Below are 17,624 nucleotides of genomic sequence, written 5' to 3' on the forward strand. Positions count from 1 at the left end.
ATACGAAAACGCCCATCATTCCGATGGGCGTTTGCTTTTTTATAACTTTCATTCCTTAGAGCCGATGCTCCAACACGGATGAACAGTTAAGTGCGGTAACGAGACAAAATATCGCCTAAGTTACGTGTTGCTTGAGTGATCTCACTCACTCCTTGAGAGGTTTGTTGCGCGACACGGCGTAGGGTGTTGGATTGGCTACGAATATCACTCAGCTCCGAAGAAATTCCGCTGGCTACTGAGCTTTGTTCGCTCGCTGAGGTGGAAATTTGCACGCTGAGATCGTTAATCAACTGCGCAGAATGAGCGATGGCTTGTACATCGTTACCCACTTCACTCACTAATTGGCTGCTGGTGTGTGCTTGGCTGACAGTTTGCTCAGTCAGTTTGGCAATGTTTTGGCTTTCCACCTGCAGCTTTTCGATCATCGCCTGAATTTCTACCGTTGCGGCTTGCGTACGGCTTGCCAAAGTGCGCACTTCATCAGCAACCACGGCGAAGCCTCGGCCTTGTTCGCCCGCTCGAGCGGCTTCAATTGCGGCGTTGAGCGCTAACAAGTTGGTCTGTTCCGAAATCGCATTAATGGTGGTGATCACCGCATTGATTTGCGTAGCATTGGTATTGAGAGTTTCAACGGAGGATGACGCCTGCGCAATATAGCGTGATAACTGCTCAATATCCTGAATGGCTTTCTTCACGCGCTGCTGGCTGCGTTCAACTTGTTGAGTGTCTTGTTCGGTTTGATCGGTCGCACGTTGCGAGGTGCTTGAAACCTCTGCCGAAGAGGCTGTCATCTGCTCCATCGCGGTAGCAACGGAATCGAGAGAACTGTATTGATTCTGGATCTGAATTTCGGATTCTTTCACTTCGTGAGCAAAAGTATTGGCCGTATCACTTAGCGTCGCACTGTTTTGTTTTACTGCCACAATGAGTTCTGACAGTGTATCCATCGCCTTATCCAGAGCGCAACCAATGGTGCCAAACTCATCACGTCCCGGATGAAAGCCAAGTCGTGAAGTCAGATCGCCTTCAGCAATTTTCTGTGTAGTGGTGTAGAGCACCCAAAGTGCGCCGCCGATGAAAGTTGCAACCCAATAAGTAAAAATCGCAAAAGGAATCGCCCAAAGGTAAGTCAGTAAAAAGGAGGATAACGCTTGTTCGCGAGCGGGCTGCTCATATTGCTTCATTGGTTCACTATAGGCGTAAATTTGGCCGTTTGGACTGGTCGCGCTGGCAGTGACCATCCCCTGAGCATAGGTTGTCTCACTCAAACGGTTTTGTGCTTTTAACATCGAAAGTTGAGTTGGATCGGGATGGTTGAGTAACCCCTGTAATTTGTATTCCACCGCTAATCGGGATTGTTGCTCAATACTGGCTAGAGTATGCCAATAACGCGCTCCAGCAATAGCGGTGATAGCGGTTAAAAACAGTAAAAAAATCACCCACATTTTGTCGTTGATCGACATGCGGATAAAGACTCGGTCAATCGTCCTGAATTGAACTTCTTTCATGGTGGTTCCTGCATGACAAAATTTGCAGGCACAAGTTAATCTTATTTAACTTATAAAAACGAGATTTCAGTCGAGTAAAAATGATAAATGTATGTCTGGTAATTTAAATATTGAGACTTCAATCAAGTAATTTTATTGCATAAAAACAGGGCGAATAAATCACTATTCGCCCTGTTAAAGAGGTTCGGATTTTTCAATTAACCCAGTGCAGGTAGCACACCTAAGGTAATAAAGATTTGTGCACCGATGATCAAAAATCCAATCAATCCAGTCACCATTAGTGCGATATTACCACCCATCACTTGGTAATGTTGGTTGGTGGCTTGAGTACGTACTTTAACTACCATCACCAAAGGTAAAAAGATGGCCAGAATCGCAAGGGCAATCGCCGCGTAACCCAGCGCCATAATAAAACCTTGTGGGTAGAACAGCGCAAAAATCAGCGGTGGTAAAAAGGTCACTACAGAAGCCAGTGGGCGGTTCATTTTGCCTTGCTTGTTACGTAGAGAATCACCCATAAATTCAAACAAACCCAAGCTTACGCCTAAAAAGGAAGTCAGCAGAGCCAGATCCGCGAACACTCCAATGATGTTACTTAGGTTGGATTGATGAACTGTGGTTGATAGCACACCGATCAGCGCGGTTAAACCCATGTTGTCGAGTAAGGCTGATTGGCTTACCACACCGAGTGTCACCAGTTGCCAGAAAATGTAGATCACGAGTGGAATCGCAGAACCAATGAGAATTGCTTTGCGCAGGGCAGGGGTATCGCCATCCAAGTAATTCACAATGGCAGGAATGCTGCCGTGGAAACCAAACGACGTGAAAATAACCGGAATTGCCGCAACCACCAAACCTTGCTCAATCGGCATACTCAGCAGGTAAGAGTGGGAAACATTAGGAGCGAGGAAGAACAGCACTGCTACCATCGCAATCATTTTTCCTGCAAACAAAACGCGGTTTACGCGATCCACGGTGCCAGTACCAATGGTAACGACTAAGGCGACAATCAGGGTAAACAGCAGAGTACCGCTAGAGCTTTCTACAGCAACGCCAGTGAAATCAGAAATACGTTGGGTAAATTGCGCACCACCACCCGCAATGTAGGCCGCACATAATGAGTAAAACAGGAATAACATGGCAAAGCTGGCAACCCACTTGCCTTTATCACCTAAGATTTGTTTAGCAAGTGTGTGCAATGTGGCTTCTTTCTCTGCGTACTGGTGAATTTCCACCATCAGCAGCGCGGTAAATGCCATCAGCATCCACAAGCCCAGCATAATGATCAGCGATGTAGAGAAACCGATACCTGCGGAAGCTAGAGGCAGAGCTAGCATTCCTGCACCAATCGTGGTGCCCGCGATAATCAAAGTACTGCCTAAAAGCTTTGATTGTGCCATTGTGTAAACTCTTTTTTACGTTATGTGATGTTGCGTTTAGTGGTTTGTGCGAAATTTAATCAGCAATTAATCTTGTTTCGCTAGATTTTGGCTATTCTGTAGAACGTTTCGATTTGCGTCAATCTGTTTGTAAAAATTTAAATCCGAAAGTGTAATTAATAATTTACATGCGTTGGGGCTCTGAAATATCAATAGAAAGAAATCTTGTTACTTTGAGGCGAGCTGTGGTAAACCTTAATGGCGTTTCTGAAAGGGCTTGTCATAATTAGTTCATCAGGAACGGTTAAAAGGATAAAGAAAAGAGTTAACTAAGGAGGTCAACCATGAGTGACCACAGTCATAATGATGAATGTCTAGAGCTACTTGATGCGATGGAGATTGGTTTTACGCTGAGCGATTACCAAGCTGAAGAACAAGAGTCGTCAGACGTTTCACCTGCCTAATCATCCCATTTCGGTATAAACGCTGAATGTCACATTTCACATGAATTTTCTTGCCCATCTGCATATAGCCCATCACTGCCAAAGTAGCCTGTTAGGCAATTTGCTGGGTGATTTTGTCAAAGGTGATCCGACAAATCAGTATCCGCAGAATTTGGTGCAAGGTATCCGTTTACATCGCTGGGTTGATGCATACACCGATAGCCACTCAGTGATGAAAACCGCTAAACACTTATTTCCTTCACCACAGCAACGCTTTGCTCCGATTGCTTTGGATCTGTTTTGGGATCACTGCTTAGTCAATACTTGGTCGAGATGGCATGCTGAGTCTCTAGCACAATTTCTGAGTCACGCACAACAGGACATTACCGCAGAAAGCACACAGGCGCTACCTGAACGTTTTGTACGCGTTAACCAAGCCATGTGGCAAGGTGAATGGCTTGAGTCTTATGCAGAGTTTGCCAATATTCGTTATGCGCTTAGCCGAATGGCTCAGCGCAGTGAGCGGATGCAGCCGTTGGCTCGTAGCGCAGCGGCACTTGAGGAAAATTACACTGAGTTACAAGCGCTGTTTGATGCGCTTTATCCTGATGTTTTAGAGAAAGCCAAACGCCGTACACTTTGATACAATCCGCGCCCCAAAAGTTCATTAGGTACGCGACATGTCAGAAACCCCCATCACTTTTTCGCAACTCGGCTTAGATCCTCATTTGCTGAATACGTTGAGCGATCTGGGTATCGTCAATCCCACACTGATCCAACAACAAGCAATTCCGCATGTCTTGCAAGGAAAAGATGTGTTGGCAGGTGCGCAAACCGGAACGGGAAAAACGGCAGCATTTGGTCTGCCCTTGATCCAGCGATTTATTGAACAGCCTTGGGTGCGGGAAGAGAACAGCAAAGAGATCCGCGCGTTAGTGCTAGTGCCAACTCGTGAGTTAGCCCAGCAAGTGTTGGATAGCATGCAAGCCTATGCAAAGGGGACTGAGCTTAAGATCGTGGCCGTTTATGGTGGCACGAGTATGAAGGTTCAGCTTAATCATTTGCGTGGTGGTGTGGATATTTTGATTGCGACACCGGGGCGTTTGCTCGATCACGCCCATGTGAAATCTCTATTTTTGGGCAAAGTTGAAGTTTTGGTGCTTGATGAAGCGGATCGCATGCTCGACATGGGCTTTATGCCAGATCTCCAGCGTGTATTGCGTCGTTTATCGCCACTGCGCCAAACGCTGTTTTTCTCCGCAACTTTCGATAGCAAAATCAAAGCCGTGGCTTATCGCATTATGCGTGATCCGGTCGAAGTGCAAGTGACGCCATCGAATTCCACGGCAGAAACGGTTCAACAGATGGTTTATCCGGTGGATAAAAAGCGTAAGCGCGAACTGTTGTCTTATTTGATTGGCTCTAAAAACTGGCAGCAAGTCTTGGTGTTTACTAAAACTCGTCAAGGCAGCGATGCGCTTGCTGAAGAACTCAAGCTGGATGGCATCAAAGCGGTTTCGATTAACGGCGATAAAAGCCAAGGTGCACGCCAAAAAGCACTGGATGACTTCAAAGCGGGTAAAGTACGTGCTTTGATTGCCACCGATGTGGCGGCGCGTGGGTTAGACATTGCCCAGCTTGAGCAAGTGGTGAACTTTGACATGCCGTTTAAAGCGGAAGATTATGTGCACCGTATCGGGCGTACTGGCCGTGCAGGTTTAGCCGGCTTAGCCGTTTCTCTACTGTCACATGATGAAGAGCCGCAACTCGAAGCGATTGAGCGCTTGCTAAATACGCGTCTTCCTCAAGAATGGTTGACAGGTTTTGAACCAAGCCCGGTAGTGCGTGAGGAAAATTCACCACGTCGTTCTAGTGGCCGCTCAGCAGAAAAACGCAAGATGAAAGCGCAATTGAAAATCCATGCGCAGCGCGGTAAAAAAGCACGTTAGAACAATAAAATAGAAGGCGCGGTATCCTCCCAACCTTAACTTCGAGGTTGGAAGGGCATCGCGCCTTTCTTTTTAATCCCATTCGTCAGTTTCTTTATAGAAATCTCGCCAGTCACAATTGAGTGTATACACCAGTTCATCGACAGAAGAGGGTTGCATGATGTATGGCTTGGCAACGTGGAATTTTTCAATCATCAGTGAGTTAAACAGCCGCCAATGATTGAGTAAACACGTAGCTAAATCTTCGACCTCTGGTGCCCAAGTCGCACGCATAAAAGGCGTTAAGCTGGCTGCACCATGGGTGTACATGATCAATTGCCATTTGATTTCCCACAGATGGATCGGCGATTCCGGATGCTGACGGTTATATTCGTTGGCAAGCGATTCCACGAACGTTTCTACTTCCCCTGATGTATCAAGAAAATAGTCAAACAGTGCATCTTCTTGTCGCACCGCATCAGCAATCAACTGAATGGGCTGCTTAATGATCAAGCCATGCGCCAAAAGGCGCATAACAAAGTAATACAGTTTTACGTTGACGGGAGTTTCTGCAGGAATCGCCTCCAGTACCGTCTGCATATAGCGAATGATGTAAGCATGTAAGCCATCGCTGATGCTGTGCCAAATTTTTTCTTTGCTGCCGAAATGGTGGCGGATCAGACTATGTGATACCCCAGCTTTTTCACTGATATGGCGAAGAGACACGCGGGAATACCCCAGCTCACAGAATAACTCTGCAGCTATTGTGATGATGTGGTAACGCGTTTTTTGGGCGTCATGTGCACTGCGGCGCCCTTGTTTTTTTTCAATCATGTCAACCTAATGTTTAGCAGCCACTGAAACGCCCCAGTATTTACCAGATCTGCAGCGATTTTTCATCGCCATTTCGCACAAAAGCAACTTCAGCGAAGAAAATTCAAGGTTTGGAGGCGTAAAAAGCAGCAACGTCGCGCAAATCTTGGTCATTCAACCGTTGTAGCTGTGCCTTCATCATTTCTGCCATTGGGCCGGTTCTTTCACCATTCTGATAAGCTTTCATCGACTTAAACAAATACTCTGCACTTAAGCCATTGAGATTAGGATAGCTGGGTTGCGTCGCTATGCCGTCGCTGCCATGGCAAAACACGCAGCTTGGCGCTTTTTGCTGTCCGAGCACGGGATCGCCACTGGCAAAGGCATTGATGGATAAGAGAGATAAGCAAAGCAAAGAGAAATAGTGACGCATTGTCTGGTTCCAAGCTGTTGTAAGTTGAACGCAGTATAAAGCTTTCCCTAAGGGGAAGCTCAACGATAAGAATTATAATAGGCTCGCACTTTTGCGAGCCTATTATTTGTAAGTCGATTAGCTGAGGGGGCGAATTAGGCCAGTAGAGCTTGGAGTTTTGACAAGAGGGTATCAATATTCTCACGCGTAATGTCTTTGTGCGTAACTAAGCGCAATGGATTCCCCTGAGTGATAATAATGCCTTCTTGACGTAAACGTGCTGCAATCGCGGTGATATCCACATGACTGTCCAGCTTGGCAAACACAATATTGGTTTGTACCCACTCGGTATTGACGGAGAATCCGGGTAATTCATTCAGGCCTTGAGCTAGGTAACGAGCATTTTCATGATCGATTTTGAGTTGAGCCACTTGTTCTGTCAGCGCTAGTTTACCGGCTGCTGCCAGAATGCCAGCTTGACGCATACCACCGCCGACCATTTTGCGCCAACGTCTTGCTCTTGCAATAAATGCATTTGAACCGAGTAACAGTGAGCCGACAGGAGCCGCCAAGCCTTTGGACAAGCAAACGGTCATTGAATCAAAGTATTGCGCGATCTCTTTGATATCCACATCCAGCGCGACTGCCGCGTTGTAAACACGAGCGCCGTCGAGGTGCAGTTGCAATCCATGTTGGTTGACGAATTCACGCGCCTCCGCCAAATAGCTGAGAGGGAGCACTTTGCCATTAATGGTGTTTTCTAAGCTAAGCAGTTTGGTGCGAGCAAAATGCGCGTCGTCAGGTTTGATAGCCGCTTTGAGTTTAGCGAAATCCAGTGTGCCATCCGGCTCGTTTTCAATGGGCTGAGGCTGGATTGAACCCAATACCGCCGCGCCACCAGCTTCATAACGATAGTTGTGCGCTTGCTGACCACACAAATATTCATCGCCACGCTCACAATGCGCGAGCAAGCCCAATAAGTTGGCTTGAGTGCCCGAGGTGGTAAATAAGGCGGCTTCAAAGCCGTGGCGTTCGGCTGCCCATTGCTCTAACTCATTAACGGTTGGGTCATCACCATACACATCATCGCCGACAGAGGCTTGCGCCATCGCAAGGCGCATAGCTTCGGTGGGTTGAGTCACTGTATCAGATCGAAAGTCCATTTTTTCTCCTACAAATATCCGCAAAGTTTGGCTTTACTTAAACAAGCAATGGTCTTGGAATCGGTGATTTCGCCTTCGACAATTTTGCGTTCCAATTCTTGTGAGGTAAGAAACAGGACTTCTATCACTTCGTCCTCATCGCAAGAATAGCGGGCAGTTTTGCTCAGATCCTTAGCCACAAAAAGGTATTGAATTTCATCACAGAATCCAGCTAAAGGAGTCACTTGGCCTAAATCAAAAAATTGGTTGGCACTGAACCCGGTTTCTTCTTCCAACTCACGCTGCGCGCAAGCTAAAGGGGGTTCATCGTGTTCTATGGTGCCAGCGGGCAACTCAATCAACCATTTTTTGAGTGAAGGTCGAAATTGGCGAATAACCACAATTTCACCTTGTTCAGTGAGTGGCAGAATAACGGCTGCGCCGGGATGAGCGATGGTGGTATGGGTAACTGAGTGGCCGTTAGGAAGCAAAACCTCTTCCTCGACCAGCGCGATGCTTTTCCATTGATGGATGATTTTGCTCATGGGATGTTTCTTGTAAACCGAAGGGTAGTCATGAAGGAGTTACCTTAACTCACGTTAAGCGGCATCCCCAAGAATAAATTACACTTTTTGAGCGGTATTGTGTGGAGTTGGTGAGAAGTTGAGCCACGAAATGTGCAATCAATGATTACCGATTGTTTCAGTGAAATGAGATCTGTTATAAGGGTGCGCAAAACAAAAAATACACTTTGTAACAATTCAACAACAACTGTATAAAGTAACTGTTTGTTAAATCAATTTAACCCCATTTTGCCCCACAGGGATTCTTGTCCGAGGAATGAAGAGATGCTGCAACCGACCACTGGCTCTCACGCGCAAAAAGCTCTGCTTTCAGAGCGAATTAATAAGCTGGCCAGAGCGCTCTCTGATGGTGTGTATGAGCGAGAAAATACCATCAAACTCTGTTTGCTAACGGCGTTAGCGGGCGAGAGCGTGTTCTTGCTTGGCCCTCCGGGGATCGCCAAAAGTTTAATCGCGAAACGTTTAATCCAAGCATTCGACAACAGCAGCTACTTTGAATATCTGATGACTCGCTTTTCAACGCCTGAAGAAGTCTTCGGGCCTCTGAGCATTCAAGAGTTGAAAGATAACGGCCGATATGTGCGCTTAACCAAAGGCTACTTGCCAACTGCACAAGTGGTTTTCTTAGATGAAATTTGGAAAGCGGGCCCTGCAATTCTGAATACCTTATTGACGGTCGTGAACGAAAAAACCTTCAAAAACGGCAGTGAGATTGAAGCTGTTCCGATGCGTTTGCTGGTGACGGCTTCCAACGAATTACCAGATGAGGATAGCGGACTTGAAGCACTTTATGACCGTATGTTGGTGCGCATATTCGTTAACCGAATTCAGAACAAGCAAAATTTCAAATCCATGTTGACCGTTGGCACCGCGCAAGAAGCCCAAATTCCTGCTGGGCTGGCAATTACCGATGAAGAGTATCATCAGTGGCAGAAGCAACTCGACAAGCTTGAGTTAACCGATGATGTGTTTGAAAAACTTTACCAGTTGAAAACCATGGTTGAGGAGCGCTCAAAAGAGAGTGCAGGCTCCGACTTAGAGATGTACGTCTCTGACCGTCGTTGGAAAAAGGCTGCCAAACTATTGAAAGCCAGCGCATTCTTTAACGGCCGTGATGAGATAAACCCTCTTGATCTGCTGCTGTTGCAAAACTGTCTGTGGAATACGCCGGAGTCACACGAAGTGGTGCATGAGGTGATTCGCGAATTTGCATTACGCTACGCGTTTGATCAAGCTGAAGTAGAACAGCAGTTAGATGTGTGCCGACTTGAACTTGCCCAAATTCAGGAAGAGTTGGAATCTGAGTTCGCTATGGTTCTGTCACTTGAAACGTCCAATGGCTTAATCAAAAAACAGGTTCATCATCAGTATGATCTATCCGATGCCAAAATCTACAAGGTGGGAATGACCCCAGATCTGATCAAACTGGTGTTGCTGCAAAGCAATATGTCGGTTTCTGAAGGCGAAAAGGGCGATAGCCGTTGGATCTATGTACAAAAAAGTGAGTTGGAACGCGTGATTAAAGAAGGTCATGGTGAAGCCTATGGCTACGTGAACCAAAACACCAACCTATGTCGTCTGCGTTTTGATCTCGATGCCAGCAATAATCTTGTGATTAAAGACATCGCCAACCGATCTGTATTGGTGGCTATGGTGACCAAACAAGGTTTAGAGGAAACGCTTTATCAAAATTGGGTGACGAAAGCGAATCAGGCGATGGCGCAACTGACTCACGCTGAGCATCATTTGCGTAAAGTGCGACTGAAATTCCATGATGCTTTGCCACACAGCTTTATTGATCCAGAGCTTCCAACCGCGATGGAAGCAACATTGCACACACTGCAGCAGCATTTGGAATCTTCCCAAATTGAATGTGTGCGTAGCGTGATGCGTATTCGCAATCTCAACCAATTTTTCGCCTAAGGATTTTTATGTTAGGAGCTGACGCTCTCAATCTGGTGATAAGTATTGCTGAATCGGGTCTGATTGATACGGCTGTCAACGATTTGGTGGCGCGATCGCAGGTGATGATGATGGCTGAAAACCGAGGTGTAGGAACCTCGGTAAAAAACCATCTTCTAAAATGGCGCAGCAATGTGCGACGTCGCATGACCAAGGTGTGCGAAACCGAGCGTTTTCAACGTGAACTCGCGCTCTATCAAGAAGTGATCCACTGGGATGAAGCGACCTTCTTTGAACAAGTTCCTGAAGTCGTGAAAAAGCTCGAATGGGATTCGGCATTTTACTTGGAAGCTCGCCGACTGCTCGAAAAAGAAAAGCTGCACCATAATCCCATGTTTCCCCATTTCTTTTGTGACCAATGGTATAAATCGCTTTCTGATGCCATTCGTAAAGCACAATTGTTGGAGCTAACGGCCAACAAAGAGCGCATGCTTGCTGATCTTTATCAACGTATGGAAACCATGCGCAATATGGATAAAGTGACGGAAGCGGGTGATGAAGCCATTGTTGGGCGCTTATGGGATATGGCGGCAGCAAAGCTAAGCCGCAATGATCTCACGGTGATGAAACGTTATGCCGAGTTCCTTAAAAAACACAAAGGGATGCAGGAGATCGCCGAGCAGCTTGGTCGCATGGCAGGGCAAGTCAATGATCCTGACCTTAACCGCGCTCCTGCAGAAGAGTTGCAAATGGTCGAAGAGCGCTCTGATGAAGCGACCGATGATATTGTTGGTATTCATGAAAGCGACGATCTGAATAAACTCTTGCCTAACGAAACCATGTTTTTGGCTTATCCGGAACTTGAAGTGGTGTTCTATAAGCATCTGGTCGACAAGCGCTTAATGAACTACCGCATGCAAGGTAAATCACGCACGCTGCGTAAAGTTCGGGCGCATCGTCCTGACAACAAGCAGATCGACATTGAAAAAGGGCCATTCGTGATTTGTGTGGATGCCTCTGGGTCAATGAGTGGTTTTCCTGAGCAATCAGCCAAAGCCATGGCTTATGCACTGATGCAAATTGCACTCGCAGAGGATCGCGATTGCTACGTTATGCTTTTCTCTTCCGAGTTCATTACCTATGAATTAACTCGCCAAGATGGATTGCGCGAAGCGAGCGATTTTCTCAGCTACTCCTTCCACGGTGGTACGGACTTTGAGCCGGTGATCCTCAAATCGATTGAATTAATGAGTAGCGATAAATACCGCAACGGTGATTTGGTTGTGATGTCGGACTTTATCGCACCAAAGCAGAGTGATGAGCTACTTGCGAAAGTGGAAGAACTCAAAGCGCGCAAAAACCGTTTTCATGCCATTAGTTTATCGAAATATGGCAACCCACAGTTGATGAGTATGTTTGATCACTGCTGGAGCTATCACCCAAGCTTGGTAGGACGCTTAATGAAGAAGTGGTAACCGGGAGTAATCTGTGGTGTTCCGCTGCATTACGCATGTTAGTTAAACAAATCGTTGTAATTCTCAGCAAATGAACCATGATTTCGTTTTTTTGTTTGACTCAGCTCGCATAATCCGTAAAGTACGCAGCGAAAGCAGCAAGGGAGACCACCTTGTTTGACTTCAGAGGCGCGTTGGCAGAGTGGCCATGCAGCGGATTGCAAATCCGTGGACCTCGGTTCGACTCCGGGACGCGCCTCCATTCTTTTATGAAGTCAGAAACTAAGCCAGCCATGAGCTGGTTTTTTTACGTCTGTTTTCTGCCATTGAGGCAGCTTCCGTTACTCAACCTCTCCATACCTGACTTTTTACTCCCCCTATCACGATTTATGCATAGTTTTGTGGTTTAACCAGTCATTCTTGCTATTCTTATGGCGTTTTTTTATACAAATAGTCAGTTGTTTTTGATTTTATACATTTTTATTGCATAAAAATCCGTTCGTAGTAGTATGAACGGCAGATGATAATTAATGCAGTATGTCAGCATGAGTATTCGAGTTAACGGAATTAACAAGTCTTATGGCACCACAAAGGTGCTGCACGATATCAGTTTTGAATGTGCTAACGGTGAAACCTTGGTATTGCTTGGCCCAAGTGGTGCAGGCAAAAGTTCTTTGCTGCGTGTGCTCAATCTATTAGAGACTGCCGATCACGGCCAACTGCATATCGCCCATCAAGATTTTGATTTTTCTCAAACCCCTTCCGAGCAACAAGCTTAGCGCTACGCCGTAAAGTTGGCATGGTATTTCAGCAATACCACCTATGGCCGCACATGACAGTATTGGACAACTTGATTGAAGCGCCAGTGAAAGTCTCTGGTGTTGCCAAAACACAAGCTAAGCAACAAGCGATGGAAATTCTAACCACCTTACAATTGGCTGATAAAGCGGATGCGTGGCCGTTGCAACTTTCTGGTGGCCAGCAGCAACGCGTGGCGATCGCTCGTGCGTTGATGATGAAACCTGACGTGTTGTTGTTTGATGAGCCGACTGCTGCGCTTGATCCTGAAATCACGAACCAAGTCGTGAAAATCATCAGAGAGTTAAGTGGAACGGGTATTACCCAAGTCGTCGTCACCCATGAAGTGGATTTTGCCAAGAAAATTGCTAGTCATGTGCTTTACCTTGAGAAGGGCCGCATTATTGAGCATGGCACTCACGACGCCTTTATTCATCCGCAGACACCACAGTTTGCTGATTATTTAAAACATTAGGTTTAGAACACGAGCTTTAATACAACAGCTTGAAAACATAAGTTATCTGACTTTAGCCCACAGATTCTGGCCATTGATGCGGCCAGATTTCGCAGAACACATGGAGTATTGCAATGAAAAAGATCCTATTAGCGTCTTTGATCGGTTTAGTATCGGCTAGCGCTGCTGCGCAGCAAGAAATCAAGTTTGTGATGGAAGCGACTTACGCGCCATTTGAATACATGGATGAGAACAACCAGATCCAAGGCTTCGACGTCGATTTGGCGAATGCCCTGTGTAAGCAGCTTGAAGCGAAATGCAGTTTCCACAACCAAGCTTTTGACAGTTTGATCCCTGCGCTGAAATTCAAGCGTTATGACGCGGCAATCTCTGCAATGGACATTACTGAAGCGCGTTTGGAGCAAGTAAGCTTCTCTAATCCTTACTATGACAACTCGGCAGCGTTTGTTTCACTGGCGGGTAAAGTAGCTGATCAAGCGGCACTGAAAGGTAAGCGTGTGGGCGTACAAAATGGTTCAACCCACCAAAGCTTTCTGTTAGAGCAATTGCCTGATGTGGTTGCGGTACCTTACTCAAGCTACCAAGATGCGTTCATTGATATGAAGAATGGCCGTATTGACTCAGTATTTGGTGATACTGCCGTTGTTGCTGAATGGTTCAAAGGCGATAACAACCTGACTTATGTCGGTGAGCGTGTCACGAACGCGCAGTACTTCGGTAACGGTTTTGGTATTGCGGTGAATAAAGATAACCAAGCACTAGTCGATCAGCTCAACGCCGCTTTGGAAGCAGTGAAAGAGAACGGCGAATACGCAGCGATCTTTAATAAGTATTTCGGAAACTAAGATGGTGTTAACGGGCTACTCTTTATCACTGGTACAAGCAAGCTGGATGACGCTGCAAATTGCGTTTGCCAGCTTGCTGGTTGGTTTACTGTTGGCACTTGTATTTGCCAGCGGTGAAATGGCAAAACTCAAACTGATTAAATGGCCAACCACCTTGTTGGTCACTGTGATCCGAGGTTTGCCTGAGCTTTTAGTGGTGTTGTTTATCTACTTCGGTTCGACCCAAGTGCTGTTTTTGATCACTGGTGAATTTATTGAGATCAGCCCGTTTATCTCTGGTGTGATTGCCTTATCACTGATTTTTGCCTCCTACGCCTCGCAGACACTGCGCGGTGCATTAAAAGCAGTAGGCCGAGGTCAGCGCGAAGCAGCAAGTGCGTTAGGAATTCCTCCTGCTCATGCGTTTTTTCGCATAGTTCTCCCGCAAGCCGTCCGTCACGCTTTACCCGGTTTAATGAACCAATGGCTGGTGCTACTTAAAGATACCGCGTTAGTTTCTTTGATTGGTGTGACGGATCTGCTGAAACAAGCGCAGCTTACTTCCGCTGCAACCCATGAGGCCTTTACGTGGTACGCCACGGCCGCTGCTGTATATCTAGTGATCACTTTGATCACTCAACGCGCCGTAAAAGTGATTGATAATAAGTTTTCTGTACAAGGAATGAGCCTTAGCCAAGGAGCCAGCGCATGAAAGAGCAACATCTATGGCAACTGCTTGAAGGCTTAGGTACCAGCTTACAACTTACCGCCGCTTCGCTGCTGGTGGGATGTATTCTATCGTTATTGATGACCATCAGCTTAGTCATGCGCACGCCCATTGTGCATTGGTTTAGTCGTGCTTTGATTACGCTGTTTACGGGGACACCGCTTCTGGTGCAGATTTTCTTGGTCTACTACGGCCCGGGGCAGTTTGAGTGGATCCGTGAAAGTGTACTTTGGGTATGGCTGAGTCAACCTTGGTTCTGCGCTATGTTTGCTTTGGCACTCAATACTGCGGCTTATAGCACCCAGCTATTTAAAGGGGCTTTCAACGCTATTCCAAGTGGGCAATGGCAAGCGTGCCGCGCGTTAGGCATGAACAAAATCGCTACGTTGCGCGTGTTGCTGCCTTATGCATTACGCCGAGCTGTGCCTGCTTATTCCAACGAAGTGATTCTGGTGTTCAAAGGCACTTCTCTTGCTAGCACGATCACCATTATGGACTTGATGGGATACGCTCAGCGGATCAACGCCCAAACCTACGATACATTAACGGTATTTGGGGTCGCGGGTGCCTTCTATCTCGCCGTTAACGGTGTACTGACATTACTCTTCCGCCAGATTGAGAAAAAAGCTTTAGCGTTTGAAGCTTATTAAGCGCTTTCTCTTTCAGGCAATGATGCATCGTTACAATGAAGAGTACAGATTGACAATATTGCTGTTCATTTGTGCTGGGCTATAAAGACGTGGTGCGCCTTCTTTTGGTAAGTGAATGAGATTTAAATGGTGGCGACGAGCCCACTGCACGGTTAATGCAGTGGGAGCGGAGAGTGTAACCAAGGTTGCGATTTTTGCGCGTACCGCTTTATGAATCAATTCCAAGCTACAGCGGCTGGTCATGACAACAAACCCTCGTCGTGGATCGATTTTCGCGCCAATGATCGCACCAATCAGTTTATCTAACGCGTTGTGGCGGCCAATATCTTCACGACAAAGTGCTACATTTCCAGCTTCGTTAACATAAAGCGCGGCATGCAGTGCTCCACTGTAGCGTGCGAGCACTTGGGCTTGTTGAATACGTTCACGCAAACCGTCAAATAGGGTGGGGCAAGGTGGTGAGACTTGGGTAAGAGGCGTGAGCGTGGGCAGTGCTTGTTCCAGAGCCTCGACACCACAGATGCCGCAACCACTGGTACCTGCTAACTGACGGCGCTGTGTTTTGAGTGACCAAAATGCGCGGTTGGTAATTTCCACAGCTGCATGGTGGGATTCTTGATTCACACTCAATTGCACATCGTGTATTGCGCTGGCTGATTCCACAATGCCACTGCTGAGACTGAAACCTTTGACGAAGTCTTCGAGATTGCCCGGTGTCACCATCATGACGGCATAGCTGATACCGTTATAGCTGATTGATAGCGCAGTTTCACTGGCGAGGGCCGATGTGCCTGTTGTTTGCTCCGCATTCATTGCAACATATTCGTACTGCTCTGGTGCTGGTGGCGAAAAATTCGGTTCAGCCAATTCAATGAACTGAGCAACGGTACACGACATGCAAATTTCCTCAGCTATTGGGTTAGCAAATTATCGGTAGTAAACAGTTCCTGTGCTTTAGCAAAGCAGCGTTCTGCCAGCGCTGAGCGAGGTTCCGCTTTACGCATCAATAAACCAATACGTGAATGAACTTCCGCTCCTGCAATCGGGATCATACGCAGGTGTTCATTCATGGTTTCCATACCACTGTTTAATGGCATGATGGCGCAGCACAACCCAGCATTAACAGCTTGAAGTAGCTGAAACGTGGAGTCACTTTCCAGCAGAATATTCGGTGTGATGCCTTTACTACTAAAGCTTAAATCAATGGATTTACGGTAATGCATCCCTTTAGTGAGTAGGCCTAGGGGCATTTGAGTTAAATGTTCCCAGTCCAGTTGTGGATCAGAAAAGGTGAAATGGCGAGCATCGTGTAGTAAACCAAGGCTGGTGGCAGAGAGTTCCAGTACTTCAAAATGAGAAATATCCACTTGATCAAGATAACAAAGCCCAAGATCAAGTTGGTTTCGATTTAAGCCATCCACTACTTGTTTAGACGTGATCGAACAGAGCTGGTAGCGTAATTCTGGGTAGCATTTGGCAATTGGCTCTAGCAGCTCCATTGGGTTCAAGCTGGCAAGTGGTACCATGCCAAAACGTAGGCTGCCCACCAGTTGACCACGGCAGTTAGCCGCTTCAGCTTGTAAGCCATCATGTGCTACAAGCACACTTCGCGCCCAAGCTAAAATGCGTTCTCCCGCTTCGGTAAAACCTTCAAAACGTTGTCCACGATTAATCAAGGTGAGTTGCAGCTCATCTTCCAGATTACGAATTCGCATCGACAACGTAGGTTGAGTGATGTGACACATTGCTGCGGCTTGCCCAAAATGTTGGGTTTCGTCGAGAGCAACGAGGAATTTCAATTGCTTAATGTCCATAGTGCTTCCTTAAGCGCCAGAAATTCTTATTGGCGCACAATGTGCTCATAGTTCGTTGCGCTCGTAGTTCGTTCTTCTGGTCACTTGATACTTATTTTTATTGTGTAGAGATGGTAATGCCTAGCCTAAGTCGGTGGCGATGACTCCTACAATGTTTGAATCTCGTTACTTCGAACACATAAACACATTTGAGTGATGATGGAGCGTTATGTTCGAGATTATTACCACCAAGGTATGCATCTGTATTGTTGCTAAATTTAATGAAAATGGACAGAGAAAATACGCAAGAAAATAAATAACACCTTCACAAGGTAAGAAGAATCCATTAGTCACTTTAATTATAAGTATATATTGACTGACGAATGAAAAGGTTAATTAAATTTTGTTTATCTTCCGTTTAATATCTTTGATAAATGGTTATTTTAATCTTACTGAAATTATTAATTCTAATTTAATCTAAACTTGCTGATTGTTATATTTTGTATGTGTTCTTTTCATGAGTTTAAATTAAAAACAAAATTGATGCAGAACTCTATTTTATCAATAATAGGCATGAAAAATGGCTATAAAAACAAGCCAATTTAATTAAAAATTTGCAGTTCAATTGATCTGAATCAAGAATATGGCTTGAAATGCACAAGGTCAAATTGGTTGTTTCTATTACATGATAGATATTCTCTATTGGTTTGTTGGCGCTTTCTGGCTAGACAGTAATCAAAATAGAAACTCAAGGAGAACAGTTTTTTGGCTGCAAAGAAAAAAGGTACAAAC

The 17,624-nt window shown here is 46.0% G+C and carries 15 protein-coding genes, 1 tRNA gene and 1 pseudogene; 9 read left to right on the forward strand and 8 right to left on the reverse strand.

What is annotated here, in order from left to right:
• Positions 1-86 precede the first annotated feature (86 nt).
• Together D908_RS06040 and D908_RS06035 are read right to left on the reverse strand one after the other, a co-directional pair.
• Positions 87-1,508 (reverse strand): methyl-accepting chemotaxis protein, encoded by a 1,422-nt coding sequence (locus tag D908_RS06040; RefSeq protein ID WP_005525653.1) that lies wholly within the window; start codon positions 1,506-1,508, stop codon positions 87-89.
• A gap of 197 nt (positions 1,509-1,705) precedes the next feature.
• On the reverse strand, positions 1,706-2,908 hold the full coding sequence (locus tag D908_RS06035) for an aromatic amino acid transport family protein (protein WP_005525655.1): 1,203 nt from the start codon (positions 2,906-2,908) through the stop codon (positions 1,706-1,708).
• A 483-nt stretch (positions 2,909-3,391) separates the two neighbouring features.
• Between D908_RS06035 and D908_RS06025 the strand changes: the two genes are divergently transcribed.
• A complete protein-coding gene (locus D908_RS06025) occupies positions 3,392-3,973 on the forward strand; it encodes an acyl carrier protein phosphodiesterase (RefSeq protein WP_005525658.1) in 582 nt (193 codons plus the stop codon).
• 37 nt (positions 3,974-4,010) lie between these two features.
• Positions 4,011-5,279: a DEAD/DEAH box helicase gene (locus tag D908_RS06020; protein ID WP_005525660.1), complete on the forward strand. Its 1,269-nt coding sequence runs from the start codon at positions 4,011-4,013 to the stop codon at positions 5,277-5,279.
• Positions 5,280-5,351: 72 nt separating this feature from the next.
• On the opposite strand, the gene D908_RS06015 is transcribed toward D908_RS06020, so the two are convergent.
• The 4 genes from D908_RS06015 to D908_RS06000 all read right to left on the reverse strand — a co-directional run bounded on the left by D908_RS06015 (position 5,352) and on the right by D908_RS06000 (position 8,170).
• Complete coding sequence (locus D908_RS06015; protein WP_005525662.1) at positions 5,352-6,092, reverse strand: TetR/AcrR family transcriptional regulator; 741 nt, start codon at positions 6,090-6,092, stop codon at positions 5,352-5,354.
• A 103-nt stretch (positions 6,093-6,195) separates the two neighbouring features.
• The gene (locus D908_RS06010) at positions 6,196-6,504 is read right to left on the reverse strand and encodes a c-type cytochrome (protein ID WP_005525663.1); all 309 of its coding nucleotides are present in this window, start codon (positions 6,502-6,504) and stop codon (positions 6,196-6,198) included.
• Positions 6,505-6,638: 134 nt separating this feature from the next.
• Complete coding sequence (gene ltaE / locus D908_RS06005) at positions 6,639-7,646, reverse strand: low-specificity L-threonine aldolase (RefSeq protein ID WP_005525665.1); 1,008 nt, start codon at positions 7,644-7,646, stop codon at positions 6,639-6,641.
• An 8-nt stretch (positions 7,647-7,654) separates the two neighbouring features.
• A complete protein-coding gene (locus tag D908_RS06000; protein WP_000034747.1) occupies positions 7,655-8,170 on the reverse strand; it encodes an NUDIX hydrolase in 516 nt (171 codons plus the stop codon).
• A gap of 303 nt (positions 8,171-8,473) precedes the next feature.
• On the opposite strand from D908_RS06000, the gene D908_RS05995 reads away from it, so the two are divergent.
• The 7 genes and pseudogenes from D908_RS05995 to artM all read left to right on the forward strand — a co-directional run bounded on the left by D908_RS05995 (position 8,474) and on the right by artM (position 15,039).
• Positions 8,474-10,132, forward strand: a complete 1,659-nt coding sequence (locus tag D908_RS05995; RefSeq protein WP_005525667.1) for an ATPase RavA domain-containing protein — start codon at positions 8,474-8,476, stop codon at positions 10,130-10,132.
• A gap of 8 nt (positions 10,133-10,140) precedes the next feature.
• Positions 10,141-11,586: an ATPase RavA stimulator ViaA gene (gene viaA, locus D908_RS05990; protein WP_005525670.1), complete on the forward strand. Its 1,446-nt coding sequence runs from the start codon at positions 10,141-10,143 to the stop codon at positions 11,584-11,586.
• A gap of 167 nt (positions 11,587-11,753) precedes the next feature.
• Positions 11,754-11,827: transfer RNA gene (locus D908_RS05985), tRNA-Cys, on the forward strand.
• 283 nt (positions 11,828-12,110) lie between these two features.
• A pseudogene (gene artP, locus D908_RS0119645) lies at positions 12,111-12,838 on the forward strand (arginine ABC transporter ATP-binding protein ArtP).
• 113 nt (positions 12,839-12,951) lie between these two features.
• The gene (locus D908_RS05980; protein WP_000722152.1) at positions 12,952-13,683 is read left to right on the forward strand and encodes an arginine ABC transporter substrate-binding protein; all 732 of its coding nucleotides are present in this window, start codon (positions 12,952-12,954) and stop codon (positions 13,681-13,683) included.
• 1 nt (position 13,684) lies between these two features.
• Entirely contained in the window at positions 13,685-14,374 is a 690-nt protein-coding gene (artQ, locus tag D908_RS05975) for an arginine ABC transporter permease ArtQ (protein ID WP_000244564.1), read from the forward strand.
• Complete coding sequence (gene artM, locus D908_RS05970; RefSeq protein ID WP_005525673.1) at positions 14,371-15,039, forward strand: arginine ABC transporter permease ArtM; 669 nt, start codon at positions 14,371-14,373, stop codon at positions 15,037-15,039. Before artQ ends, artM begins: the two co-directional genes overlap by 4 nt.
• Before the next feature lie 30 nt (positions 15,040-15,069).
• On the opposite strand, the gene fdhD is transcribed toward artM, so the two are convergent.
• Both fdhD and D908_RS05960 read right to left on the reverse strand, forming a co-directional pair.
• The gene (gene fdhD, locus D908_RS05965) at positions 15,070-15,936 is read right to left on the reverse strand and encodes a formate dehydrogenase accessory sulfurtransferase FdhD (protein ID WP_005525675.1); all 867 of its coding nucleotides are present in this window, start codon (positions 15,934-15,936) and stop codon (positions 15,070-15,072) included.
• Between the two features lie 14 nt (positions 15,937-15,950).
• Entirely contained in the window at positions 15,951-16,853 is a 903-nt protein-coding gene (locus D908_RS05960) for a LysR family transcriptional regulator (protein ID WP_005525678.1), read from the reverse strand.
• Positions 16,854-17,624 lie beyond the last annotated feature (771 nt).

The sequence above is a fragment of the Vibrio mimicus CAIM 602 genome, from assembly GCF_000338875.1.
Taxonomy (GTDB): Bacteria; Pseudomonadota; Gammaproteobacteria; order Enterobacterales; family Vibrionaceae; genus Vibrio; species Vibrio mimicus.